The 24,401-nt window shown below is 71.3% G+C and carries 26 protein-coding genes; 20 read left to right on the forward strand and 6 right to left on the reverse strand.

From position 1 onward, the window contains the following. Window positions 1-40 precede the first annotated feature (40 nt). Entirely contained in the window at window positions 41-436 is a 396-nt protein-coding gene (locus OG285_RS06380; protein ID WP_164266402.1) for a cell division protein SepF, read from the reverse strand. 114 nt (window positions 437-550) lie between these two features. Then, window positions 551-1,423 (reverse strand): ABC transporter substrate-binding protein, encoded by an 873-nt coding sequence (locus tag OG285_RS06385; protein ID WP_371790461.1) that lies wholly within the window; start codon window positions 1,421-1,423, stop codon window positions 551-553. A 296-nt stretch (window positions 1,424-1,719) separates the two neighbouring features. Here OG285_RS06385 and OG285_RS06390 point away from each other — a divergent pair, with 296 nt between their 5' ends. From OG285_RS06390 to OG285_RS06405, 4 genes are all read left to right on the forward strand, one after another. Next, window positions 1,720-2,061 carry an SCO4225 family membrane protein gene (locus tag OG285_RS06390; RefSeq protein ID WP_356830268.1) on the forward strand — a complete coding sequence of 114 codons (342 nt, stop codon included), beginning with the start codon at window positions 1,720-1,722 and terminating at the stop codon, window positions 2,059-2,061. Window positions 2,062-2,284: 223 nt separating this feature from the next. Continuing rightward, window positions 2,285-2,617, forward strand: coding sequence for a cupin domain-containing protein (locus OG285_RS06395; protein ID WP_356830266.1), 333 nt, complete (start codon window positions 2,285-2,287; stop codon window positions 2,615-2,617). 203 nt (window positions 2,618-2,820) lie between these two features. After that, window positions 2,821-3,183, forward strand: coding sequence for a hypothetical protein (locus tag OG285_RS06400; protein WP_371790462.1), 363 nt, complete (start codon window positions 2,821-2,823; stop codon window positions 3,181-3,183). Between the two features lie 117 nt (window positions 3,184-3,300). Then, entirely contained in the window at window positions 3,301-4,080 is a 780-nt protein-coding gene (locus OG285_RS06405) for an SDR family NAD(P)-dependent oxidoreductase (RefSeq protein ID WP_371790463.1), read from the forward strand. A gap of 58 nt (window positions 4,081-4,138) precedes the next feature. Here OG285_RS06405 and OG285_RS06410 read toward each other — a convergent pair whose 3' ends face one another. The 3 genes from OG285_RS06410 to OG285_RS06420 all read right to left on the reverse strand — a co-directional run bounded on the left by OG285_RS06410 (window position 4,139) and on the right by OG285_RS06420 (window position 5,877). Then, complete coding sequence (locus OG285_RS06410) at window positions 4,139-4,591, reverse strand: VOC family protein (protein ID WP_371790464.1); 453 nt, start codon at window positions 4,589-4,591, stop codon at window positions 4,139-4,141. A 107-nt stretch (window positions 4,592-4,698) separates the two neighbouring features. Beyond that, window positions 4,699-5,544 carry a hydrogenase nickel incorporation protein HypB gene (hypB, locus tag OG285_RS06415; RefSeq protein ID WP_371790465.1) on the reverse strand — a complete coding sequence of 282 codons (846 nt, stop codon included), beginning with the start codon at window positions 5,542-5,544 and terminating at the stop codon, window positions 4,699-4,701. Between the two features lie 3 nt (window positions 5,545-5,547). Then, on the reverse strand, window positions 5,548-5,877 hold the full coding sequence (locus tag OG285_RS06420; RefSeq protein WP_356830256.1) for a hydrogenase maturation nickel metallochaperone HypA: 330 nt from the start codon (window positions 5,875-5,877) through the stop codon (window positions 5,548-5,550). A 350-nt stretch (window positions 5,878-6,227) separates the two neighbouring features. On the opposite strand from OG285_RS06420, the gene OG285_RS06425 reads away from it, so the two are divergent. From OG285_RS06425 to OG285_RS06485, 13 genes are all read left to right on the forward strand, one after another. Next, entirely contained in the window at window positions 6,228-7,283 is a 1,056-nt protein-coding gene (locus OG285_RS06425) for a hydrogenase expression protein HypE (protein WP_356830254.1), read from the forward strand. Window positions 7,284-7,318: 35 nt separating this feature from the next. Further along, on the forward strand, window positions 7,319-9,112 hold the full coding sequence (locus OG285_RS06430; RefSeq protein ID WP_356830252.1) for a nickel-dependent hydrogenase large subunit: 1,794 nt from the start codon (window positions 7,319-7,321) through the stop codon (window positions 9,110-9,112). Further along, window positions 9,112-10,056, forward strand: a complete 945-nt coding sequence (locus tag OG285_RS06435; protein WP_356830250.1) for a NifU family protein — start codon at window positions 9,112-9,114, stop codon at window positions 10,054-10,056. The genes OG285_RS06430 and OG285_RS06435 overlap by 1 nt, the downstream gene beginning before the upstream one ends. Beyond that, window positions 10,053-10,706, forward strand: coding sequence for a DUF5947 family protein (locus OG285_RS06440; RefSeq protein ID WP_356830248.1), 654 nt, complete (start codon window positions 10,053-10,055; stop codon window positions 10,704-10,706). The genes OG285_RS06435 and OG285_RS06440 overlap by 4 nt, the downstream gene beginning before the upstream one ends. After that, window positions 10,703-11,359 (forward strand): DUF6084 family protein, encoded by a 657-nt coding sequence (locus OG285_RS06445; protein WP_356830246.1) that lies wholly within the window; start codon window positions 10,703-10,705, stop codon window positions 11,357-11,359. The genes OG285_RS06440 and OG285_RS06445 overlap by 4 nt, the downstream gene beginning before the upstream one ends. Next, complete coding sequence (locus OG285_RS06450; protein ID WP_371790466.1) at window positions 11,356-12,780, forward strand: hypothetical protein; 1,425 nt, start codon at window positions 11,356-11,358, stop codon at window positions 12,778-12,780. Before OG285_RS06445 ends, OG285_RS06450 begins: the two co-directional genes overlap by 4 nt. Continuing rightward, window positions 12,777-12,896 (forward strand): hypothetical protein, encoded by a 120-nt coding sequence (locus tag OG285_RS06455; protein ID WP_371790467.1) that lies wholly within the window; start codon window positions 12,777-12,779, stop codon window positions 12,894-12,896. The genes OG285_RS06450 and OG285_RS06455 overlap by 4 nt, the downstream gene beginning before the upstream one ends. Window positions 12,897-12,948: 52 nt before the next feature. Next, on the forward strand, window positions 12,949-13,443 hold the full coding sequence (locus OG285_RS06460) for a hydrogenase maturation protease (RefSeq protein WP_371790468.1): 495 nt from the start codon (window positions 12,949-12,951) through the stop codon (window positions 13,441-13,443). Window positions 13,444-13,445: 2 nt separating this feature from the next. Beyond that, window positions 13,446-16,031 (forward strand): carbamoyltransferase HypF, encoded by a 2,586-nt coding sequence (hypF, locus tag OG285_RS06465; protein WP_371790469.1) that lies wholly within the window; start codon window positions 13,446-13,448, stop codon window positions 16,029-16,031. Window positions 16,032-16,098: 67 nt separating this feature from the next. Continuing rightward, window positions 16,099-16,401, forward strand: coding sequence for a HypC/HybG/HupF family hydrogenase formation chaperone (locus OG285_RS06470; RefSeq protein WP_356830238.1), 303 nt, complete (start codon window positions 16,099-16,101; stop codon window positions 16,399-16,401). After that, entirely contained in the window at window positions 16,398-17,501 is a 1,104-nt protein-coding gene (gene hypD, locus OG285_RS06475; protein WP_356830236.1) for a hydrogenase formation protein HypD, read from the forward strand. The genes OG285_RS06470 and hypD overlap by 4 nt, the downstream gene beginning before the upstream one ends. Window positions 17,502-17,509: 8 nt before the next feature. Beyond that, window positions 17,510-18,577, forward strand: a complete 1,068-nt coding sequence (gene hypE / locus OG285_RS06480; protein WP_356830403.1) for a hydrogenase expression/formation protein HypE — start codon at window positions 17,510-17,512, stop codon at window positions 18,575-18,577. Further along, window positions 18,578-19,294 (forward strand): DUF6390 family protein, encoded by a 717-nt coding sequence (locus OG285_RS06485; RefSeq protein ID WP_371790470.1) that lies wholly within the window; start codon window positions 18,578-18,580, stop codon window positions 19,292-19,294. Window positions 19,295-19,387: 93 nt separating this feature from the next. On the opposite strand, the gene OG285_RS06490 is transcribed toward OG285_RS06485, so the two are convergent. Continuing rightward, window positions 19,388-19,990, reverse strand: a complete 603-nt coding sequence (locus OG285_RS06490; RefSeq protein ID WP_371790471.1) for a TetR/AcrR family transcriptional regulator — start codon at window positions 19,988-19,990, stop codon at window positions 19,388-19,390. A 143-nt stretch (window positions 19,991-20,133) separates the two neighbouring features. Between OG285_RS06490 and OG285_RS06495 the strand changes: the two genes are divergently transcribed. The 3 genes from OG285_RS06495 to OG285_RS06505 are packed head-to-tail and all read left to right on the forward strand — an operon-like array spanning window position 20,134 to window position 24,385. Beyond that, window positions 20,134-21,606, forward strand: coding sequence for a cytosine permease (locus OG285_RS06495; RefSeq protein WP_371790472.1), 1,473 nt, complete (start codon window positions 20,134-20,136; stop codon window positions 21,604-21,606). Beyond that, window positions 21,603-23,075: an aldehyde dehydrogenase gene (locus OG285_RS06500; protein WP_371790473.1), complete on the forward strand. Its 1,473-nt coding sequence runs from the start codon at window positions 21,603-21,605 to the stop codon at window positions 23,073-23,075. Before OG285_RS06495 ends, OG285_RS06500 begins: the two co-directional genes overlap by 4 nt. Beyond that, window positions 23,072-24,385: an ArgE/DapE family deacylase gene (locus OG285_RS06505; RefSeq protein ID WP_371790474.1), complete on the forward strand. Its 1,314-nt coding sequence runs from the start codon at window positions 23,072-23,074 to the stop codon at window positions 24,383-24,385. Before OG285_RS06500 ends, OG285_RS06505 begins: the two co-directional genes overlap by 4 nt. The last annotated feature ends 16 nt before the right edge of the window (window positions 24,386-24,401 follow it).

A 24,401-nucleotide genomic window follows, 5' to 3' on the forward strand; every position in this document is an offset into this window, starting at 1 on the left:
ACGCGTCACCGTGGCGAACCGTTCCGTCTGCATGACCTTCCTACGATCGGGGGACTGCGGCCGCCGCGATCCCCTCCACCTCCATGCCGGCCGGGGCCAGCAGAAAGACGTTCTTGTCGACCCGGTGCATCCCGCTGCCGAGGCCGAAGACCACACCGCTGCTGAAGTCCAGGATCCGTTTGGCCACTTCGGTCTCCGCCCCCGTCAGGTCGAGCAGCACCGGGACCTGCCCGACGAGGTACTCGGCGACTTCACGGGCGTCCGCGAAGACCTGGACGCGCAGGACCACGAACCGGCGCTGCTCGGCCGCGTACTCGTTGGGGATCGTCTCGTGGTCGACTCGCGAGGGCCATTCGTTGCGCCCGCGCAGCGGCACCACCTGGGCGAGCCCCTCCCACTGCTCGTCGGTGACGTCGTACTCGTCGTACCTGCTCACCGGACCACCTCGGCTGGGCTTTCTATCTGCATCAGCCAATTCTGACCCCCTTCACCCGTTCGGCCCAACACCGACACGGATGAGTGCCGTGATCAGCGCCGGGTGTGAGCGCACTCACTCCGCGGCGGCCTCCAGCGCGTCGGCCACCGACGTGAAGAACCGGGTGTGGGCCCGGGCACTGTCCGGGGCTTCCGGATTCCACGGCAGGACGCGCGCCCGGCCGGTGAGGCGCAGCCACTCGTCGTTGCCGCGCAGTTCACCGAGGGGGGTGGCGTTCGACCGGACATCGGCGAGCACGACATCGGGGTGCAGCTCCGCCGCCTCCGCCCAGCTGACGGTGGCCCAGTTGGCGCCCGCGCCGTCGGGCGGCCGCACCATGCTGACGCCGTGCTCCGTCAGGGCGCGCAGCTCGGGCCAGGCGCCGGGGCGCGCCAGATGCACCTGGTCGGGGCCGGCGGGCGAGAGTGCGAGCACCCCCGGCCGGGACGGTATGTCCGCCGTCGCGCGCAGCCGTTGGTGTGCGGCGTCCAGCAGCTGCTGCTGTTCTCCGTCACCACCCGCCCCCAGCGAGCGGGCGAGCGCGTCGAACCGGTCCCTGATCCCGGCCAGTGTGTGCGTCTGCCCGACGTCGATGACCACGACGGGGATCTGCTCCTCCAGGTGTTTGGCGGTGTCCGGGTCCAGTCCGTACACCTGGCCGCCGCCGTAGCTGACCGCCACCACGAGGTCCGGGGCGCCGCCGAGCAGCGTCTCCAGATCCAGTGCGCTGCCGGCCCCCAGGTAGCGGACGTCGGGCGACAGCGATCCGGCCTTCGCCGGGTCGACCACAGCGCCGTCGTGCAGGGAGCCGAAGACCGCGTGCGGGGCCAGTCCGTGGTCCTGCAGAGTGGCTCCGGCCCGGATGTACGCCGTCACCCTCGACGGCGTCCGCCCGGCCGTCGACAGCTGCCCACGGTCGTCGGAAAACTGCCAGCCAGCTTGTTCCATGACGTTTCGCGCCCCCTCCGGGTCAGCGCCGTCCGGTCGTCCGGGCGCCGCACACCCGTACCTGCCCAGCTCGCGTGTACGGCATTCGGCGCGGACCGCCCCATGTCGGGAATCGCGCATCGCCCCCGTACTCGGCCGGGGTTGAGTACCGGTACTCACGTCTCGTCCGCCCGGTCCCGGCAGCCTGGAGGAAGAAGGAAGCGGGGTGCGGCTCATGCACTCGCACACGCGGCTGCCGGACGTGACAGGCAGGCGCGGCATCCCGGCCACAACGACACGACGGTGGTGGAGCGACGATGAACGGCAAGAGCCCGGCGCAGCGGATCGGCCGGACAGTGGCGGGTGACTGGGTATCTCGCGGATACCTCATGGTCATCGCGGCCCTGCTGGTCTGGGTCTGGGTGGACACCACGCTGGTCTCGCACCCGGACGCGTCGTTCGCCGGGGTGTACCCGATCCTGCTCACCGCGCCGGGCAGCCTGCTTCTGCTGCTGCCCGGCATCGAGGGGCCTCTGGGCTGGGTCGTGCTGGTGGCGGCGGCCCTGGTCAACTCGACTGTCATCAGCCTGATCGTCCGCCGGGCGGGCGGGCACGGCAGCAGCCGCCGTGCCGGGCCGGGCGCCACCCCGGCCCGGTGACGTACCGGCCGGGGATGTACCCGTCCGTCCGTTGACGTACCTGCCGGTCGGGTACGGGCCCGTTGCTGGACCCGCCGGTTGTGTACCGGCCCGTTGACGTACCGGCCGCCGGTGACGTCACCGGCTCCTGCCGGACCCGTATGCCCGGCCCCCGCTCGATCCGGTCCCGTGCGCCCGGCGCCGTCCACGTTGCCCGGACGGGCCGATGCGGGAGAATGACGTCATGCAGAGACTCTCTCTCGAAGCCCTGGCCCGCCAGCAGATCGAACTGGCGGCCACGGCCGGTGGCGGTCACACAGCGGACACCGTCTACGGCGGTCATGAGAAGGTCCTGCGCCAGACGGTCATCGGGATGACGCGCGGCTCGCACCTCGCGGAGCACGAGAACCCCGGCGAGGCCACGGTGCAGGTACTGCAGGGCCGGGTGCGGCTCTCGGCGGGCGACCTGTCCTGGGAGGGCCGTCAGGGTGACCTGATCATCGTGCCCGACAGCCGCCACCGGGTGGACGCCCTGGAGGACTCCGCTCTCCTGCTGACCGTGGCCAAACTGCTCTGACGGCCGGCCCGGGCGCACTGCCCGGCGGGCGACCGTACCTGCGGCACCGGTGCCGGTGCCGGGCGATACGCAGGCTGGCCTCAGCGGCCGGAAGTTTTCGGCCGACGAGCAGCGGGGGTACGGAAGTGGGCGGCGAGCGCGACGGCATACCGGGAGAGTCCCAACGCGTCCGGCCGGGCCGGTCGTTGGGCAGGCTGCCCGGGGTGGTGCGAGGCGGCGCGACCCTCGCGCTGCTGATCGCGGTGGCAGCGGTGGGTCTGCTGCTCCTGCCGGTGTCACCGAAGGTCCCCGACCCCTCCGAGTACGCGGAGGGGAACTCCACCGTGCAGGTGACCTGCGGCTCGGTCCTGGATCCGGCGGGCGACGACGCGCTGGCGGACAACCGCGACACCTCACCGGCCTGCGGCTCCGCCCGGATCCAGCGCATGGGATGGTCGGGCGTAGGACTCGGCGCCGCCTTCGTCGTCCTGGTGCTGTCACTGCTCATGGGAGACGGAATGTCCGAGGACCCGGCGACGGCCCGGGAGCGGCCCGAAGGCACACCGGGGCAGGACACCGGGGTCTAGTGCCGCGCCCGGCTCACGACGCCGGGCCCGGCCACCACACACGGAAGGAAAGACGTTGAAAAGCGCGACAGCGACCGCGGTGCCGGACCGTGCGGCCGTCCACACCGGGAGGCGCGCATGACCTCTCGGGCCTACCTTTCCGAACTGTTCTCCCTGGACGGCCTGGTCGCCGTCGTGACCGGTGGGAGTTCCGGCATCGGCCGCGGCATCGCCGGGGCGCTGGCCCGGGCCGGTGCGAGCGTGGTCGTCGTGGCGCGCAGGGAGGCGGAGCTGGCCGCCACCGTCGGCGAACTCACGGCGGACGGCTGCCGGGCGGCGTGGGTGAGCGCCGACCTGGGCACCCGTGAGGGCGTCCGCGCGGCGGCCGAGAAGGCAGTGGAAACCTTCGGCGAGCCCGACATCCTCGTCAACTCCGCCGGGATCAACCTGCGGCCGCCGATGGGCGAGTTGAGCGACGAGGTGTGGGACACCACGATGGCCGTGAATCTGGAAGCGCCCCACCTGCTGGGGCAGCGGTTCGGCCCCGGCATGGCCGGGCGCGGCTTCGGCCGGATCATCCACGTCACCTCGCAGCAAGCGCACCGGGCCTTCGTCCAGAGCGGTGCTTACGGGGTATCCAAGGGTGCGTTGGAGTCCCTGGCCCGTTCACAGGCCGAGGCCTGGTCGCCGCACGGTGTCACCTGCAACACGCTGGTGCCCGGTTTCGTGATGACACCGCTCAACGCGCGACTGTCGTCCGACCCCGAGAAGACCGCCGCGCTGGCCGCGCGCACGATGATCGGACGCAATGGCCTGGCCGAGGATTTCGAGGGCGCGGCGGTGTTCCTGGCCGGCCGCGCCTCCGCGTACGTCACGGGTCAGTCGGTCTTCGTGGACGGCGGGTTCTCCGTGCACTGATCAGCATGCGGCCACTGAGCGCGTGAGGGCTGCCTCCGGGACGGCCCGGAGGCAGCCCTCACACGGCGCAGAACTCGTTGCCTTCCGGGTCCCGCATGACCCACCAGTGTCCGGCAGGCCCCCGGTCCTCCTCGCGGACGCGGGTCGCCCCCAGGTCCACCAGGCGTGCCACCAGCTGTCCGAGACCACCGGGCTCACCATGGATGTCGATGTGGAGGCGGTTCTTGCCCGCCTTGACCTCGGGTACGTCCTGGAAGAGCAGCCGCCGCCCGCGCCCGATCCCGCCGGCCTCGTCGAACGGGTCATCGGGATGGCGTACCGCGGCATAGCCACGGAAGGTCTTCCGTCCCTGGTGCTCGGCGATCGCTTCCTCCCCGATGCGACCGGCGGCCAGCAGCTGCCCGATGAGCTCGCTGGGGTCCTCCACTTCGTAGCCCAGGGCCGCGGCCCAGAAGTCCTCGAGCACGGGCGCGTTCATGCTGTCGATGACGAGTTTCCAACTCAGTGTCATGTGACCGGTTGTAAGCGGTGCCCGCACCCCGCGGCAACTCGGGAGGTGGGCCCCGGCGCACCCCCGGCACCCCGGGACGAGGCCGGACACCGCTCAGGGAACGGGCATCAGTTCAGGAGCATCTGATCGTCCAGCGCCGCAACCCAGTCGTACCACTGGTCCATCCCCTCGCCCGTCGTCGCGGACACCGCCAGCACCTGTACGTCCGGGCTGACCGAGCGCGCGTACGCCTCGCACCGGGCCACGTCGAAGTCGACGTAGGGCAGCAGGTCGATCTTGTTGATGAGGACCAGGTCGGCGGCGCCGAACATATAGGGGTACTTGAGCGGCTTGTCCGTGCCCTCGGTCACCGAGATGATCACGATCCTGCTGCGCTCCCCCAGGTCGAAGAGGGCCGGGCACACCAGGTTCCCCACGTTCTCGACCAGGACCAGTGCTCCGCGCTCCGGTGCGAGGGCCGTGAGTGCCCCCTGCATCATGTCGGCGTCGAGGTGGCAGCCGGCGCCGGTGTTGACCTGCACCACCGCGCATCCGGCGCGCTTGATGCGGTCGGCGTCGAGCATGGTCTCCTGGTCGCCCTCGACCACGGCCACCGGACGCCGTCCGGAGAAGTCCCTGATGGTGCGCTCCAGCAGGGTGGTCTTGCCCGCGCCGGGTGAGCTCATCAGGTTCACCGCCACGATGTGCCGCTCGGCGAGCCAGCCACGGTTGCGTTCCGCCTGGAGCTCGTTCTTGGCGAGCACCCGCTGTTCGAGGGTGACCGTCTCGCCGGTGTCGTGCGCAGCCTCGTGGCCGTGCGGGCCGTGGTCACGGTCATGGCTGTGGTCGTGACCGTGGTCCTGACCGTGGCCGTGGCCGTGGTGCGGACGTCCGGTGGCCCGTGCGTGCTCCTCCTGGGGCAGCGCAATGCGCGTGCCGCCGCCTTCGTCGCCACAACCGCAGGTACCGCACATGGGTCAGCCCACTTTCATCGAGATGATCTGCAGTTCACGCCCCGACGTGATCTCCACGTCGGCGCTGCCGCACGGACAGAGCAGTACGGGATCGGTCAGGGTGAAGTCCTTGTCGCAGGTGCGGCAGCGCGCCGCTCCCGGAGGCTGGTCGATCTCCAGTCGCGCGCCCTCGGCCACCGTGCCCGCCGTGATCAGGTCGAAGCAGAACCGCATCGACTCGGCCACGACCGCCGTGAGCACTCCGACCCGCACGCTGACGGTGCGGACCGGCCTTCCGTCGGCCCGTTCGCAGACCATGTCGACGACGCTCTGCGTGATCGACAATTCATGCATCTCTGCCTCGTTCCCGCATCGGTGGCACGACCGTAGGACCTGAAACCCGCGCGTGCCTCTTACAGCTGATTCGGTCGGGTCATTTCCTTTTCCGGTTCATTCGACCGGCGCAATCCCGGCCCGGCCGCAGGAGGAAATAGCCACCGGTTCTGCCCGGCAGGGCGCATCCGGTGTGCACACCGCCGAATGGCGCGGCCCGAGGACGCTCGTACGGAGTTCTTCTCGCGTTGACAGGGCGCATGCGCCGGGCCTAGATGGTAGCAATGTGAGCGACACCACACTCGTGAGCCAGGCGCCCCGATCCAGCGCTTTCTGGAATGGGCACGCCGGCACCGGAAGGCGGCAGCGCTATGCCGACAGAAGCAGCGGTAAAGGCAGAGGAAACACTGATCCACGTCCTCTGGATCAATGCCGGACTCAGTTGTGACGGCGATTCCGTGGCCCTGACGGCGGCCACCCAGCCGAGCATCGAGGAGATCGCGCTCGGCGCCCTGCCCGGCCTTCCGCAGGTCGCGGTGCACTGGCCGCTCATCGACTTCGAGTGCGGGCCGAACGGCGGCGCCGACGACTTCCTCGAATGGTTCTTCAAGGCCGACCGAGGAGAGCTGGAGCCGTTCGTGCTGGTCGTGGAGGGGTCGATCCCCAACGAGCAGCTGCACGACGAGGGCTACTGGTGTGGCTTCGGCAACGACCCGGCCACCGGACAGCCCATGACCACCAGTGAGTGGATCGACCGGCTGGCACCGAAGGCGACCGCCATCGTGGCGGTCGGGACGTGCGCGACCTACGGCGGTATCCACGCCATGTCGGGCAACCCGACGGGTGCGATGGGAGTTCCCGACTATCTGGGCTGGGACTGGAAGTCCAAGGCGGGAATTCCGATCGTATGCGTCCCCGGATGCCCGATCCAGCCTGACAACCTGTCCGAGACACTGACGTATCTGCTCTACATGGCCACGGACCAGGCCCCGATGATTCCGCTCGACGACGCGCTGCGCCCCGCGTGGCTCTTCGGACAGACCGTCCACGAGGGGTGCGACAGGGCCGGCTACTACGAGCAGGGTGATTTCGCCACCGAATACGGATCACCCAAATGCATTGTCAAACTCGGCTGCTGGGGCCCCACGGTCAAGTGCAATGTGCCGAAGCGCGGCTGGATGAACGGTATCGGCGGCTGCCCCAACGTCGGCGGAATCTGCATCGGCTGCACCATGCCGGGATTCCCGGACAAGTTCATGCCGTTCATGGACGAGCCGCCCGGCGGGAAACTCTCGTCGAACGCGGTCGGACTGTACGGGGCGACCATGCGCCGGCTGCGCCACATCACCACACACACGCTGGACCAGGAGCCGAAGTGGCGCAGGCCCGGCAGGAGTCTCACGACCGGTGCCACCCGCACCTGGTGACCGACCGCAACGGACAAGAAAGATGAGGCGGCTCAATGACCGCGACGACACGCAGGGGTGGCAGCGGGAAGCAGGGCAAGGACGACCTTGTCGAGATGGCGTGGGACCCCATCACCCGCATCGTCGGCAGCCTGGGCATCTACACGAAGATCGATTTCAAGCAGAAGGTGGTGGCCGAGTGCCACAGCACCAGCTCCATCTTCCGCGGCTACTCGGTCTTCATGAAGGGCAAGGACCCGCGCGACGCGCACTTCATCACCAGCCGGATCTGCGGAATCTGCGGAGACAACCACGCCACGTGCTCCTGCTACGCGCAGAACATGGCGTACGGGGTGAAGCCGCCGCACCTCGGTGAGTGGATCGTCAACCTCGGCGAAGCCGCGGAGTACATGTTCGACCACAACATCTTCCAGGAGAACCTGGTCGGGGTCGACTACTGCGAGAAGATGGTCGCGGAGACCAACCCGGGTGTGCTGGAGCAGGCCAACCGCACCCCGTCGCCGCACGCCGGGGACCACGGGTACAAGACCATCGGCGACATCATGCGCTCGCTGAACCCGTTCACCGGTGAGTTCTACCGCGAGGCGCTCCAGGTCAGCCGGATGACCCGGGAGATGTTCTGCCTCATGGAGGGCAGGCACGTACACCCCTCCACGCTCTACCCGGGCGGCGTGGGCACCGTGGCGACCGTGCAGCTGATGACCGACTACATCACCCGGCTCCAGCGCTACGTCGAGTTCATGAAGAAGGTCGTGCCGATGCACGACGACCTCTTCGACTTCTTCTACGAGGCGCTGCCCGGCTACGAGCAGGTCGGCAACCGGCGCATCCTGCTGGGCTGCTGGGGCTCGTTCCAGGACCCGGAGCACTGCAACTTCAAGTACCAGGACATGACCGAGTGGGGACGGAAGATGTACGTCACCCCCGGTGTGGTCGTGGACGGGAAGCTGGTCACCACCGACCTGGTGAAGATCAACCTGGGCATCCGCATCCTCCTCGGCTCGTCGTACTACGGCGACTGGGAGGAGCAGGAGATGTTCGTGACCGAGGACCCGCTCGGCAACCCGGTCGACCGCAGGCACCCGTGGAACCAGCACACCAACCCGCAGCCGCAGAAGCGGGACCTGGACGACAAGTACAGCTGGGTCATGTCGCCGCGCTGGTTCGACGGCAAGGACTACCTCGCACTCGACACCGGCGGCGGCCCGCTGGCCCGGCTGTGGACCACCGCGCTGGCCGGTCTCGTCGACATCGGGTACATCCAGGCCACCGGCAACAGCGTCAAGATCAACCTCCCCAAGACCGCGCTCAAGGGCCCGGTGGAGCTGGAGTGGCACGTCCCGAAGTGGAGCAACACGATCGAGCGCAACCGGGCGCGCACCTACTTCCAGGCGTACGCGGCCGCCTGCGCGCTGCACTTCGCGGAGAAGGCGCTCGTGGAGATCCGCGCGGGCCGGACCAAGACCTGGGAGAAGTTCGAGGTCCCCGAGGAGGGCGTCGGCTGCGGCTTCACCGAGGCGGTGCGCGGCGTGCTCTCGCACCACATGGTGATCCGGGACGGCAAGATCGCCAACTACCACCCGTACCCGCCGACCCCCTGGAACGCGAGCCCCCGGGACAACTTCGGTACGCCGGGGCCGTACGAGGACGCGGTGCAGGGCCAGCCGATCTTCGAGGAGAACGACCGGGAGCACTTCAAGGGAATCGACATCATGCGCACCGTGCGCAGCTTCGACCCCTGTCTGCCCTGCGGCGTGCACATGTATCTCGGCGAGGGCAAGAAGCTGGAACTGCTGCACTCCCCCACCCAGTCCGCGGGCAGCGAGTGATGACACAGGAGACAGCGTCCGGGCCCGCCGACTGGCGGTCGGCAGGGGACCGGATCGACACCCTGATCGCCGCCAGCGCGGCGGGCGGCGCCGTCGCCCGCGAGCGGAGCGAGGAACTGGTCCGGCTCGTCACGGACTTCTACGGCGCCGGTCTGGAACGGCTGCTCGACCTCGTGCACGAGCACGGCAAGCTGGACGACGAGGTCCTGGCGGCTCTCGCGGCCGACGATCTGGTGGCCAGTCTGCTGCTGGTGCACGGGCTGCACCCGTACGGGGTGGAGACCCGGGTCGAGGAGGCGCTGGAGAGCGTCCGGCCGTATCTCGGTTCGCACGGCGGCGATGTGGAGCTGCTGGGTGTCACGGCCGAAGGCGTCGTGACACTGCGGCTGCTCGGCAGTTGCGACGGGTGCCCCTCGTCGTCGGCCACGCTCAAGCTGGCCGTGCAGAGCGCGGTCGAGGCCGCCGCCCCGGAGATCACCGGGATCGAAGTGGAGGCTGCGGCCGAGAGCGGCGCGGGCGAACCCGGCCCGCTGGTCACGGTGGACTCGCTGTTCTCCCGGCTCCACGAAGCGGCGTCGGCTCCCGGCGACGGCGGTTCGTCCTGGGAGGCCGTGCCGGGTCTCGACACCCTGGAGTCCGGTGCCGTACGGCACTTCACCGCGGGCTCGATCCCGGTGCTGGCCTGCCGGATCGGCTCCGGCCTGTTCGCCTTCCGTGACTGGTGCGCGCGGTGCGACCGGTCCCTTCAGGGCGCGGCGCTGGCCCGCAGACTGGGCGGCGCGTCCGGTGACGGGGTGCTGCGGTGCCCCGGCTGCCGCGCGCACTACGACGTACGACGGGCCGGTGCCTGTCTGGACGAGGACGGGCTGCACCTGGACCCGCTTCCCCTGCTCGTGGACGGCCCGACGGTCTCGGTCGCGGTGCCCGCACCGGTCTCCGCATGAGTGCCCCGGGCCGTACGGCGACCCCGGTGTCCGCGCTGCGGCGGATCACCCGCAACCGGCCGCAGCCCGCGGCCGGGGAGCGCTGCGAGATGTGCGCGGAGGCGGTCGCCCCCGAGCACTCGCACGTGGTGAACCTGGAGAGCCGCGCGCTGATGTGCAGCTGCCGTGCCTGCTACCTCCTCTTCACCGAGGAGGACGCGCGGATGCGCTACCGCGCGGTGCCGGAGCGGTACCTCCGCTTCGACGGGGTGCCGCTGGACGCACGGGCCTGGGACGAACTCCAGATCCCGGTGGGCCTGGCGTTCCTCTTCCGCAACTCGGTGCAGGACCGCACGGTCGCGTTCTACCCCGGGCCCGCGGGCGCCACCGAGTCCGAACTCCCGCTGGAGGCCTGGGACTCCATCGTCGGGTCCGCGCCCGCGCTCGCGGTGCTGCGCCCCGACGTCGAGGCGCTGCTGATCCGCCGCCCCGGCACCGGGGACGGCTCGTGCCATCTGGTCCCGATCGACGCCTGCTACGAACTGGTCGGCCGGCTGCGGACGCTGTGGCGCGGTTTCGACGGCGGCCGTGAGGCGCACGCGGCGATGGACGCCTTCTTCGAGCAGGTGCGCGGCCGCAGCAGGACCGTGTCGGCGGAGGGGGTCTCGTGAGCGGCACCGACTTCTCCGTACTGGACTTCTCGGTGCTCGACGTGGTGTCCGAACCGTACGCGGCGGCGCCCCAGTTGACGGCCCGGCTGCGGATCGAGGAGAGCAGCGGCGAGCGGATCCACGCGATCGTCCTGCAGTGCCAGGTCCGTATCGAACCGCAGCGCCGCTCCTACGACGCGGCCGAGGAGGAGGGGCTGCGCGGGCTGTTCGGGGAGCGGTCCCGGTGGGCGGACACGCTGCGGCCGTTCCTCTGGATGCAGTGCAACACCACGGTCCAGGGGTTCACCGGTGCCACCGAGGTCGACCTCGCGCTGCCCTGCACCTACGACTTCGACGTCACCGGCTCGCGGTATCTGCACGCCCTCGGGGAAGGCGCGGTCCCGCTCACGCTGCTCTTCTCGGGGACGGTCTTCACCAAGGGCAGCGCGGGCTTCGGAGTACGGCAGGTGCCCTGGGACTGCGAGGCCCGTCACCCGATGCCCGTCGCGGTGTGGCGGGAGATGATCGCCGCCCACTTCCCGAACGCCGGGTGGATCAGGCTCGACCACGACGTCATCACCGAGTTCGCCGGCTTCCGTGCGCGGCACGGGCTGATCAGCTGGGAAGAGACGGTCCACACCCTGCTGGCCGAGACCGGAGAGGTGGTCCCGTGACCCCCGTGAACGCCTTGACGCTCGACCATGTCCGTACGGTCGCCGACGCGGTGCTGTACGAGGGGTACCTGCTGTACCCGTACCGGGCCAGCTCCCACAAGAACCGGTCACGCTGGCAGTTCGGTGTCCTGGGGCCGCCGTCGGCCTCGCCCGCCTGCTTCGGCGAGGAGCCGGACATGGCGATGCAGTGCCTGCTGGCGCCGGACGGGACGCCCGCCGCCGTCACGGTGCACCTGCGCTTCCTCCAGGTGCAGGTGCGCGAGGTGCAGCGGCGTGAGGCGGACGGCGGCCACACCCCCGTCGCCGCACTGACCGTCGACGGGGCCCAGGTGCTGAGCTGGGAGGAGGCGGTCGAGCAGGAGATCGTGCTGCCCGGACTCTCCCTGGCGGAGCCGTCCGAGGTACGGCGCACGGTGCCCGGCGGCGAGGAGGTGGAGGAGCTGACGGACGCGGACGGCGCCCCGGCCGGCCGTATCGTACGGCGCCGGCTGCCCCTGGACGTCCGGATCCGGGCGGGTGCCACCGCCGATGACGGTCTGCTGCGGCTGTCGCTCGATGTGGCCAACGAGCACCCCGGGGCGCCCGGGTCCAAGGACGACGCGATCCGCAGCTCGCTGATCGGAGCGCATCTGATCCTGCGGGCGCACGGCGGCGAGTTCGTCTCGCTCCTCGAACCGCCGGAGCACGCGGCGGCGGCCGCCGCCCGCTGCCGGCAGCGCAGGTGCTGGCCGGTCCTGGCCGGGGCCAAGGGCTCGGTGGACACCGTCCTGGGCGCACCGATCATCCTCTACGACTATCCGGAGGTGGCCGAGCAGAGCCCGGGCGCCCTCTTCGACTCCACCGAGATCGACGAGATCCTCACCCTGCGGGTCATGACCATGACCGAGCAGGAGAAGGCCGAGGCGCGCGCCACCGACCCGCGGGCCAGGGAGATCATCGAACGCTGCGACGCCATGTCCGCAGCGGATCTCCAGCAGTTGCACGGGCTGCTGCGCGATCCGCGCGCGGCAGCACCGCAGGATCAGCCGCCGCCGCTGAACGCCGACCTCCGGAACAGCGAGCCGCCCGGGTTCGACACCGGCGGCGCGCCCTGGTGGGACCCCGCTTCGGACGCGAGCGTGCGTCCGGCGTCCGACGCGGTGGTGATCGACGGCGTCAGTGTCTCCAAGGGCAGCCTGGTGCGGGTGCATCCCTCGCGCCGCGCGGACGCCCAGGACCTCTTCTTCGCCGGGCAGGTGGCGCGGGTGACCGCGGTGCTCTCGGACGTCGACGGCGGGACGCACGTCGCCCTGGTCCTCGTCGACGATCCGGCGGCGGACATGCACGACTGGTACGGCCGCTACTTCTATTTCGCCCCCGACGAGCTGGAGCCGCTGGCCGCCGGGACCACCCCCGAAAACCGAGAGGAGAGCCCATCGTGAGGACCCTTGGTGTGATCACCACCGTCGCGGGCGCCGTTCTGGTGGCAGCCGCCGTGGCCGTGGGAGTGCAGTCGATCCCGGACATCCGCCGGTATCTGCGAATGCGTTCGATGTGAGCGCGGCGTCGGCCCCGGCGCCCGGCCCGGCGACGGCCGGGGTGTGGCGCCGGTGACGGAACGCGTACTGGTCGCCGGGGTCGGCAACCTCTTCCTGAGTGATGACGGCTTCGGCCCCGAGGTGGTCCGCGCCCTCGCCGGTGGGGGCACTCTGCCGCCCGGTGTCCGCGTCGTGGACTACGGCATCCGGGGCATGCACCTCGCGTACGACCTGCTGGACGGGTACGACGCGCTGGTGCTGGTCGACGCCTGCCCGGGCGGCGGGCCGCCCGGCGAGGTGACCGTGCTCGAAGTGGGGCCGGACGACCTCGGTTCGGGTGAATTCGACGCACATGGCATGAACCCGGTCGCAGTGCTGGCGAATCTGGAGCAACTGGGCGGTACTCTTCCGTCCACCTACGTCGTGGGCTGCACCCCCGCCGACGTCGGTGAAGGCATCGGCCTCAGCCCCGCGGTCCTCGCGGCGGTGCCCGCGGCCATGGACGCCGTACGGATTCTGATGAACCGGCTGCTGCCCGCCGAGCCCGCCCCGACCAGGAGGTCCTGATCATGTGCCTTGGCATTCCGGGGCGCGTCGTGGAGCTCGTCGACGGGTATGCGGGTCAGCTCGCGCTCGTCGATGTCGAGGGCGCGCAGCGGCGCATCAATGTCGGGATGCTCGACTCCCCTCCGGTCAGCGGCGACTGGGTGCTCCTCCACATGGGCTTCGCGATGGAGGTCATCGACGCGGCGAAGGCCGGGGAGGCGCTCTCCGGCCTGGAGATGATGGGCCGGGGCCGTGACGAGCTGCCCGCGTCCGGTGAGGCGGCCCCGGTGGACCGGGTGCGGCGGCGGTTCGAGGTGCACGGTGTGGTCCAGGGGGTCGGGTTCCGGCCCTTCGTCTATGTGAGCGCCCGCGAACTCGCCCTCAGCGGTTCGGTGGTGAACACCGGCGCGGGTGTGGTCGCCGAAGTCGAGGGCGAGGCCGGTGCGGTGGCCGAGTTCGGCAGGAGACTGCGCACGGACGCACCGCCGCTCGCGGTGGTCGAGTCCGTCGGTGAGTCGGACCTGCCGCCCCTGGGCGGAACGGAGTTCACCATCGGGGAGTCCCGTGGGGGCGGCCCGGCCCGCACTCTGGTCTCGCCCGATGTCGCGACGTGCCGGGAGTGCCTGGACGAGATGCGCGATCCGGCGAACCGCCGCTACCGCCATCCCTTCATCACCTGCACGCACTGCGGCCCCCGGTTCACCATCGTGACCGGTGTGCCGTACGACCGGGCGGCGACCACGATGGCCGCCTTCGAGATGTGCGCCGAGTGCCGGGCGGAGTACGGCGATCCGGGCGACCGCCGCTTCCACGCCCAGCCGGTCGCCTGCCACGCCTGCGGGCCCGTGCTCGAACTGGTCCGCAAGGACGGGGCTCCGGCGGTGAGCGGCGAGGACGCGCTGCGGGGAGCACGGGAAATGCTGGCCGACGGCCGGATCCTCGCGGTGAAGGGGCTCGGCGGCTACCACCTCGCGTGCGACGCCCGCAACGAGACGGCGGTGGCCGAGCTGCGGCGGCGCAAGCGGCGCGGTGGCAAGCCGTTCGCGGTGATGGTCGCGGACACCGGCGTGGCGGCGGAGCTGGTGACGCCGACCGAGGACGAGGAGCGCCTGCTCACCGGTGTCAGCAGGCCGATCGTGCTGCTGCCGCGGCGCGGGACGCCCAAGGGCGCCGGGATCGCCGGCTCGGTGGCGCCGGGCAGCCCGGATCTGGGGCTGATGCTCCCGTACACCCCCCTGCACGTCCTGCTCTTCGGCATCGGGGACGACCGGCCGGGGCCCGATGCGCTGGTGATGACATCGGCCAACCAGGCGGGCGAGCCGATCGTCACCGACGACGCGGCGGCCCTCACCGTGCTGGCGCCGCTGGCGGATGCCTGGCTGCGGCACGACCGGCGGATCGAGGTGCCCTGCGACGACTCGGTCAGCCGGTTCGTGGCGGGCGCGGAGCTTCCGCTGCGCAGATCGCGCGGTTACGCCCCGCTGCCGCTCGCGCTGCCCTTCGACGTACCGCCGCTCCTCGCGGTCGGCGCGGATCTGAAGAACACCTGCGCGCTGGGCGAGGGGCGCTACGCCTGGGTGAGCCAGCACATCGGTGACATGGACGACCTGGCCACGGACGACGCGCTGACCCGGACCGAGCGGCAGCTGGAGCGGATCACCGGCGTCGAGCCGGGACAACTGGTCGCCGATCTGCACCCCGGGTACCGGTCGGGCGCCTGGGCGGTGGCGCACGCCGGGTCCCGGCCGGTGCGGCGGGTGCAGCACCACCACGCCCATGTCGCGTCCGTCATGGGCGAGCACGGCGTCGCGGCGGGCGAGAGCGTGATCGGGGTCGCCTTCGACGGCACCGGCGCCGGTACGGACGGGGCCGCGTGGGGCGGCGAGGTGCTCATCGCCGGCTACAAGTCGTTCGAGCGTGCCGCGCACCTGGGGTACGTGCCGCTGGCGGGCGGGGACGCGAGTGTGCTCCGGCCGTACCGGATGGCGCTGGCCCACCTCCGTGCGGCCGGGGTCGCCTGGGACGAGCGGCTGCCCTCCGTCCGGGCGTGCCCGCCGAGGGAACGGGACGTGCTGGCGCATCAGTTCGCTACCGGGTTCGGCTGTGTGCCGACGTCGAGCATGGGCCGGCTCTTCGACGCGGTGGCCTCGCTGGCCGGGGTCCGCCAGGAGGTGGAGTACGAGGCCGAGGCCGCGATCGGTCTTGAGGGGCTGGCCAGATCGGCCGGACCGGACGCCGCGGGTACGGACGGCCGGTACACCTTCGGGATCCGGGAGGCGGTGGACGGGGAGCCCGTCGTCGCCGACCCCGGTCCGGTCGTGCGCGCGGTGGTCTCGGACGTGGGGGCGGGGGTCCCTGCCGAGTTGATCGCGGCACGGTTCCATGCCTCCGTCGCAGCCCTGACCGTCGCCCTTGCCGAGCACGCACGTGACCGGACGGGGCTCGGGGTGGTGGCCGTCGGCGGAGGCGTATTCCAGAACGCCGTACTCCTCGGGGCCGTACAACACGGGCTTGAGGAAAGGGACTTCACCGTCCTGCGGCCGAGACTCCTGCCCCCGAACGACGGGGGAATCGCGCTGGGCCAGCTCCTGATCGCGGCGTCGGGCTGACCCCGTGCGCCGGGACATCCGCAGAGATTCACACGGGATCCCACCGGATCCACAGAGAAGAGGGACCATGTGTCTGGCAGTTCCGGGGCGCGTCCTCAGTACCGCCGAGGTCGACGGCACGTTGATGGCCGATGTCGACTTCGGCGGGGTACGCAAGGAGGTGTGCCTCCAGTACATCCCGGACGTGACGGTCGGTGAGTACGTCGTCGTGCACGTCGGGTTCGCCATCCAGCGCCTCGACGAGGAGTCGGCCAAGCGGACGCTGGCCGACTTCGACCGGCTCGGCATCCTGGAGGAGGAGTTCGGCGACGGTTTCGAACTCGCCGCACGGGCCGGGCAGCAGGAGTTCCCCGAAGGAGTCGGCCGGTGAAGTATCTCGACGAGTTCAGCGACCCCGAGCTGGCGAAGAAGCTGCTCGACCAGATCCACGCGGCGACCACGCGGCCGTGGGCCATGATGGAGGTCTGCGGCGGCCAGACCCACTCGATCATCCGGCACGGCATCGACCAGCTGCTGCCCGACGGTGTGGAGCTGATCCACGGACCGGGCTGCCCGGTCTGCGTCACCCCGCTGGAGATCATCGACCGGGCCCTCGCCATCGCGGCCCGGCCGGGGGTCATCTTCTGCTCCTTCGGCGACATGCTCCGGGTGCCGGGCAGCAGCCAGGACCTGTTCTCGGTGAAGAGCGCCGGAGGGGACGTCCGGGTGGTGTACTCGCCGCTCGACGCGCTGAAGCTGGCCCGGGAGAACCCGGACCGTGAGGTCGTCTTCTTCGGGATCGGCTTCGAGACCACGGCCCCGGCGAACGCGATGACCGTGTACCAGGCCAAGCGCCTGGGGGTACGGAACTTCTCCCTGCTCGTGTCGCACGTCCTGGTGCCGCCCGCCATGTCGGCGATCATGGAGTCCGCCACCTGCAGGGTGCAGGCCTTCCTGGCCGCCGGACATGTGTGCAGCGTGATGGGCACGGCGGAGTACCCACCGCTCGCGGAGAAGTACCGGGTGCCGATCGTCGTCACCGGCTTCGAGCCGCTGGACATCCTCGAAGGCATCCGGCGCACGGTCGTCCAGCTCGAAGAGGGCCGCCACGAGGTGGAGAACGCCTACTCCCGCGCCGTACGCGAGGAGGGCAACCTGCCCGCCATGGAGATGCTGCGGGACGTCTTCGACGTGACCGACCGGACATGGCGCGGCATCGGGATGATCCCGCGCAGCGGCTGGCGGCTGGCTCCCGCGTACGCGGAGTTCGACGCGGAGCTGCGCTTCGACGTGACCGGTATCCGTACGGCCGAGTCGGCGCTGTGCCGGTCGGGTGAGGTCCTCCAGGGCCTGATCAAACCGCACGAGTGCGCGGCCTTCGGCAAGGAGTGCACCCCGCGCAATCCGCTGGGCGCCACGATGGTGTCGTCCGAGGGCGCCTGCGCCGCCTACCACACGTACCGCCGACTGGAACTGGTCGAAGCCAAGTGACCGAAGCGATGCAGTCCCCCGCCGAGCTCGACTTCGAGAGCTGGGTCTGTCCGGTCCCGCTGCGCGAGACGCCGTCCGTGGTGATGGGCCACGGGGGCGGCGGCGCGATGTCGGGCGAGCTGATCGAGCATCTGTTCCTGCCCGCGTACGGCGCCGCGGCCGCGGCCGAACTGGGCGACTCCGCGGTGCTGTCCGTCGGCGGCGGCCCCCGTCTCGCCTTCTCCACCGACTCCTACGTGGTGAAGCCCATGTTCTTCCCCGGGGGGTCGATCGGCGACCTGGCCGTGAACGGGACGGTGAACGACCTCGCGATGTCGGGCGCGGTACCGCTGTTCCTCTCGACGGCTTTCATCCTGCAGGAGGGCACCGCACTCAGTGAACTCGGCCGTATCGCCGAGGCGTTGGGTGCTGCGGCGCGGTCCGCCGGTGTCCGGCTGGTCACCGGGGACACCAAGGTCGTCGACAGCGCCAGTGGGGACGGCGTCTTCATCAACACCTCGGGGATCGGCATGGTGCCCGACGGCGTCGACATCGGCCCGCGCCGTGCGCGCCCCGGGGACGCCGTGCTGGTCAGCGGGGACATCGGGGTGCACGGGGTGGCGGTGATGAGCTGCCGGGACGGGCTGGAGTTCGGCACGACGGTCGAGAGCGACACGGCCGCGCTGCACGGCCTCGTCGCCGACATGATCGCCACCGGTGCGGATCTGCATGTGCTGCGGGATCCGACCCGTGGCGGGGTCGCGGCCTCGCTGAACGAGATCGCCCGTGCTTCGGATGTCGGTATCGAGCTGGTGGAACGGGAGTTGCCGGTCCCGGAGACGGTCCGCGACGCGTGCAGTCTCCTTGGGCTCGACCCGCTCCAGGTGGCCAACGAGGGGAAGCTGCTCGCGGTGGTGCCCGGCGAGAGCGCCGACCAGGTCCTGGCCGCGCTGCGGGCCCACCCGCTGGGCCGCTCGGCCTGCCGGATCGGCACCTGTGTCCCGGACCACGCCGGGATGGTGGTGGCCAGGACCGGGCTCGGCGGCAGCCGGGTGGTCGGGCTGCCGATCGGCGAGCAGCTGCCCCGGATCTGCTGAATGAGCGCCGAAGGCGCGCTGCTGTTCGCGCGATACGCCTATCCCCCCAACGAGCTCGGCTACTGCGGTCCGGACGACGCAGCGGCGCTGCTCCGTCCCGGGGCGGTGGCCGGGATGGAGCAGCGGGCCCGGCAGTTCGAGGGGGCCTGGTGCTATCTCGAATTCCTGGCGGAGGCCGCCGGCATCCCCGATCCGCTCGACGTCCGGGTGGTGGAGGCGTACTGGATCGGCAACGAGCTGCTGGACCTGGCCGACTCCGGGGCACTGGTGGCCCGTCTCCTCGACCGGTTCCGGGGGCAGACGGGCGGCACCTGGCGGGAGGCGGCGCACCGGGCCGTCGCCCACCACAGCTTCCAGGTGTTCGACGTGTACCCGTGGGCGGTGCTGCTGCGCGGCACCGGCAACCCGACCGCGCTGTCCGTGCTCGACCAGTGCCGTATCCGTACGGGTGTGGTCGTCGGTGTCGACGGTGAGTCGGCGACCGTGGAGTCCTGTCCGCTGAGCTGGGACGGGGAGGCGCTCGTACCGGCGCCGCCACGGCGGGAGTCGGTCCGCTGGTCCACGGGGGGCAGGTCACTGATCGCCGGGGTCTCCCCCGGCGACCGGGTGGCGCTGCACTGGGACTGGGTCTGCGACGTGCTCACCGATGAGCAGGCCGCGCGCATCGAGTCGATCGAGGGCCGGCGGCACAGCGAGATCAACTCCCTTACCGGGTAAGAGGGAAGGCGGGCAGCCGGCCGAGCACCGAGAGCCCGCGGGCCGCAGTCGCGGCACCGGCGGAGCGGCGCCGGCGGCTCGCAGCTCGGCGGCTCACAGCTCCGGGCAGCCGGTGACCGTGCGCGCGTAACCGGCGATCATGCGCAGCGCGGCCGTGCGGTCCACGGCCGTGTTGCGGCTGACGATGTGCAGGCCGTAACCGTCCTCCAGGGTCACCAGATTGCGGGCGGTGTCCTGGAGGGGCTCGGTCAGCGTGAAGTCGCCCGAGGCAGAACCAAGTTCGAGGATCGTCGCGTAGAGGGCGGTCTCCCGGGCGAAGAGCGATCCCATGAGCGCCGCGTGCGAGGCGCTGCGGTCGGCCCTGCTGTGCAGTTCGTACAGCAGCCGGTGCGCGGCGTCCTCGGGGTCGGCCGGCAGGCCGGACGCGATGGCTCCGCGCAGCCGTGCCACGGGATCCGCGATGCCGTCCGTACGGCTGTGCCGGTCGGCGAGGAACCGCTCGACGGCGCCCTGGTGGACCTCGAACACGAGGTCGTCGAGGTCCGGGTAGTAGTAGAGAACCGAACCGGCGGAGACGCCCGCCTCGGCCGCGATGTCCTTGATCCGCAGCCCCGCGATACCCCGTTCGGAAATCGCCCGGCCGGCCGCGTCGATGAGCGCCTCGCGTCGGGCTCCCTGGTTCTTGGGTCGAGCCATGAAGCCATTCTCCGTCCGTCGATTCAAGTCATCGCATATTACTCCGTCGTTGGTATTGACGCCGCCCCTTGCCATTGTTTGAATCTCGCAACAAAGAATCCAGCCCTGCAGGGCGGCGCTCCGAACGGCGCCGAGGAGGCAGCATGGAACACGTCTCGTCACCCGTCCCGGGCGTCGTGGAGCACCGCACCATCGACGCCGTCCCCGCCGCCGAGCGGCACGGTCGCACCCGCGATCTGTTCACCATCTGGTTCAGTGCGAACCTGGGTCCGCTGACCGTCGTCACCGGGGCCCTCGCACCCACCGCTTTCGGTCTCTCCTTCCGGTGGAGCCTGGCCGCCCTGCTGGCCGGCCATCTCGGCGGCGGGTTCCTCATGGCGCTGCACTCGGCGCAGGGCCCGCGGCTCGGCGTACCGCAGATGATCCAGAGCCGGGGCCAGTTCGGCTCGGTGGGCGCGCTCGCCGTGGTCGTGGTCGTCATCGTCATGTACCAGGGGTTCTTCGCCTCCAATCTGGTCGTCGGCGCGCAGTCGCTGAGCGAGGTGACCCCGGTCGGGCAGCACACCGGGGTGCTGCTCGGCGCCGTGGTCAGCCTGGTGGTCGCCGTGGTCGGGTACCGCCTCATGCACCGGATCGGGACCCTCACCAGCTGGGTCTTCGGCGCCGTCCAACTCGCGGGGGCGGTCTGGCTGTTCACCGGCGGACTGCCCGACGGCTTCCTGGCCCGGGGAGGCTTCAGCGTCGGCGGGTTCCTCGGGGTGGTCTCCGTCGGTGCGCTCTGGCAGATCGCGTACGCGCCGTACGTCTCCGACTACTCGCGCTACATGCCCGCCGACCGCGCGGGCGTCCGCTCGACGCTCTGGTGCACCTACGCCGGATGCGTCCTCGGCAGCCTGCTCCCCATGGTGGTCGGCGCGGCCATCGGCCTCGCCGGCGGTGACAACCCGATCGCGGCTCTCGACGGTCTGCTCGGCAACACGCTGGGGCAGCTCACCCTGTGGAGCTTCGCCCTGGTCACAATGCTCACCAACTCCATGAACCTGTACGGAGCGGTGCTCTGCGCGGTCACCGCGGTGCAGACCTTCGCGCACCGCTGGCTGCCCCGCGCCACCGGCCGCGCCGTCCTGGGGACCGTGCTCACCGTGCTCTCCGTCGTCCTGGCCCTCCGGCTCGCCGGTTCCTTCATGAGCAGCTACCTCGATCTGATCTACGTCCTGCAGTACGTCCTGATCCCGTGGACGGCGATCAACCTCGTCGACTTCTACCTGATCCGGCACGGCAGCTACGACGTCGCGTCGTTCTTCGCCCGCGACGGCGGGATCTACGGCCGGTGGAACCCGACCGCCCTGGGGGTCTACGCGCTCGGCATCGTCGCCGAGATCCCGTTCATGGCGCAGTCCCTCTACACCGGGCCGGTCGCCCACGCCCTCGGTGACACCGACCTCGGCTGGGCCGCGGGGCTCGTGGTCACCGTCCCCGTGTATCTGCTGGCCGCCCGGCTGACCGCGCGCAGGACCCGCCCGGCCACCGGCATCCCCTCCCCCGACGCCCCCTCCCCCGACAGCACGACACCACCCGCTTCGCCCGCACCGACCTCCGGAGCCCCGACCGTATGAACACCCACGCCGACTGGCGGCAGCGCGCCGCAGAACTCGACTTCCGTACCCGCGTCTTCACCGACGGCCGCTGGACCGACGCCGCCGACGGAGCCACCTTCGCCACGGTCGATCCGGCCACCGGCCGGACCGTCGCCCGGATCGCACAGGGCGGCGCCCCCGAGATCGACGCCGCCGTCCGGGCCGCCCGTACCGCGTTCGACGACGGCCGCTGGTCCCGCGCCGGCGCCGCCGGCCGCAAACGGGTCCTGCTGCGCCTCGCCGCGCTCATCGAGGCGAACGGCCCCGAACTGGCGCTCCTCGACACCCTCGACATGGGCAAACCGATCACGGAGTCGTACGGCACCGACGTGCCCGGGGCCGCCGGCTGCTTCGCCTGGTACGCGGAGGCCGCGGACAAGCTGTACGACGAGGTCGCGCCCACGCCGCCGGGCAGCCTCGCGCTGGTGCGGCGCGCACCGCTCGGGGTCGTCGGAGCGGTGGTGCCGTGGAACTTCCCGCTGGACATCGCCGTCTGGAAGCTCGCGCCCGCGCTGGCCGCGGGCAACAGCGTGGTCCTCAAGCCCGCCGAACAGTCCCCGCTGTCGGCGCTGCGGCTCGCCGAACTGGCCGCGGAGGCCGGCCTGCCGGACGGGGTGCTCAATGTCGTCCCCGGCCCCGGTCCGACGGCCGGGCGCGCGCTGGGGCTGCACCCGGACGTGGACACCCTCGTCTTCACCGGATCCACCTCGGTCGGCAAGCAGTTCCTGTCGTACGCGGCCGGTTCCAACATGAAACAGGTGTGGCTGGAGGCGGGCGGCAAGAGCCCCTGCCTGGTCTTCCCCGACGCCGACCTGGACGCCGCGGCGGAACGCGCCGCGTGGGGCTTCCTCTACAACGCGGGCCAGGTCTGCTCCGCCAACACCCGGCTGCTCGTGGCCGCTTCGATCGCCGACGAGTTCACGGAACGGGTCGTCAGGCACACCGCCGCCTATGTGCCGGGCGATCCGCTCGACCCGGCCACCCGGCTCGGCCCCCTGGTCGACGAACGGCAGGCCGCACGGATCCTCGGGGCGGTCACCGGATCGGGCGGCAGCCTGGCCTGCGGCGGCACCCGGCCCGACCGGCCCGGCGCCTATCTGGACCCGACCGTGGTCACCGGTCTCGCCCCGGACGCGCCGCTGGCCCGCGAGGAGCTGTTCGGGCCGGTGCTGACCGTCCTGCCGTTCACCGACGAGGCGGACGCGGTACGGATCGCCAACGACTCCCCGTACGGGCTCGCCGCCTCGCTCTGGACCCGCGACCTCTCCCGCGCCCACCGCGTCGCCGAGGCGCTGCGGGCCGGGACGGTCTCGGTGAACACCGTCGACGCGCTGAGCACCGCCACGCCCTTCGGCGGGTTCAAGCAGTCGGGCTTCGGGCGTGATCTCTCACTGCACTCCTTCGACAAGTACACCGGCCTGAAGACGACTTGGATCGCCTACGCATGAACACCCGTGTCCTGGAAGAGATCGACCGGCGCGCCGACGACCTGGTCCGCCTCACCTGCGACCTGGTGGCCTTCGACACGACCGTGCGCGGCAGCGCGGCCGAACCCGCCCGCGACGAGGCCGGCCTCCAGGAGTACCTGGCGGACCGGCTGCGCGCGGCCGGTGCCACCGCGGACGTCTTCACCCCGGCCCCCGGCGGCCTGCCCGCCTCACCCCAGACCCCGCCCGGCCTCGGCTTCGACGGCCGCCCGCAGCTGATCGCCCGCTTCCCCGGCACGGGCGGCGGCCGGTCGCTGCTGTTCAACGGCCATATCGACGTGGTGTCCGCCGAGCCCAGGGCTGCCTGGACCAGCGACCCGTTCCGCGCCGAGGTCCGCGACGGGCGGCTGTACGGGCGCGGCACCTGCGACATGAAGGGCGGGATCGCGGCGGCGGTCGTCGCGGCCGAGGCGCTCGCCGCCCTCGGCGTCCGGCTGCCGGGCGACCTGCTGATCAACACCGTGACCGACGAGGAGTGGAACGGCGCGGGCACCCTCGCCTCGGTCCACCACGGTGTACGCGCCGACGCGGCGATCGTCCCGGAACCGACCGACCTCGATGTCGTCACCGCGCAGCGGGGCATCCTCGGCGGCACCGTCACCGTCGCGGGCCGCCCCGGGCACGCCGAACACCCGCCGGGAGACTGGCGGGCCGGGGGCGCCGTCAACGCCATCGAGAAGACGCTGCCGGTGCTCGCCGCCCTCCAGCGGCTGCGCGAACGCTGGGCGGCCGACCCCGCGCACCGGCACCCGCTGCTGCCGCCCCCTTCGATCGTGCCGACCACCATCCGCGGCGGTGAGTGGTGGGTGACCTACCCGGCCTCCTGCGAAGTCGCCCTGGACATCACCTATCTGCCGGTCCAGGCCGACGACGACGGCTGGGCGGGCCGGGTACGGGACGACATCGAGCGGGCGGTACGGGCGGCCTGCGCGGAGGACGGCTGGCTCACCGCGCATCCGCCCCGGTTCGCCTGGGACACCGAACTGCCGCCCGCCGAGGTCGGCTCCGGACATCCGCTGGTCGCCCGGCTCGCCGCCTGCGCCACCGCGCTGGGCCGCACGCCCCGGGTGCTCGGCGAACCCTCCTGGACGGACGCGGCCACGCTCACCCGCAACGGCGGCACGCCCGCCGTCTGTCTGGGCCCCACCGCCACCAGGCCCGACGGATCGCCGACCCTCCACACCATCGACGAGTACATCGAGGTCAGCGATCTCGTCGACACCGCGAAGGCGCTGGCACTGGCAGCCGTCGACCTGACCGGCCCCGCCTGACCCGCACCCCCTGCCG

The organism is Streptomyces sp. NBC_01471 (genome assembly GCF_041438865.1).
In the GTDB taxonomy this organism is placed as follows: domain Bacteria; phylum Actinomycetota; class Actinomycetes; order Streptomycetales; family Streptomycetaceae; genus Streptomyces.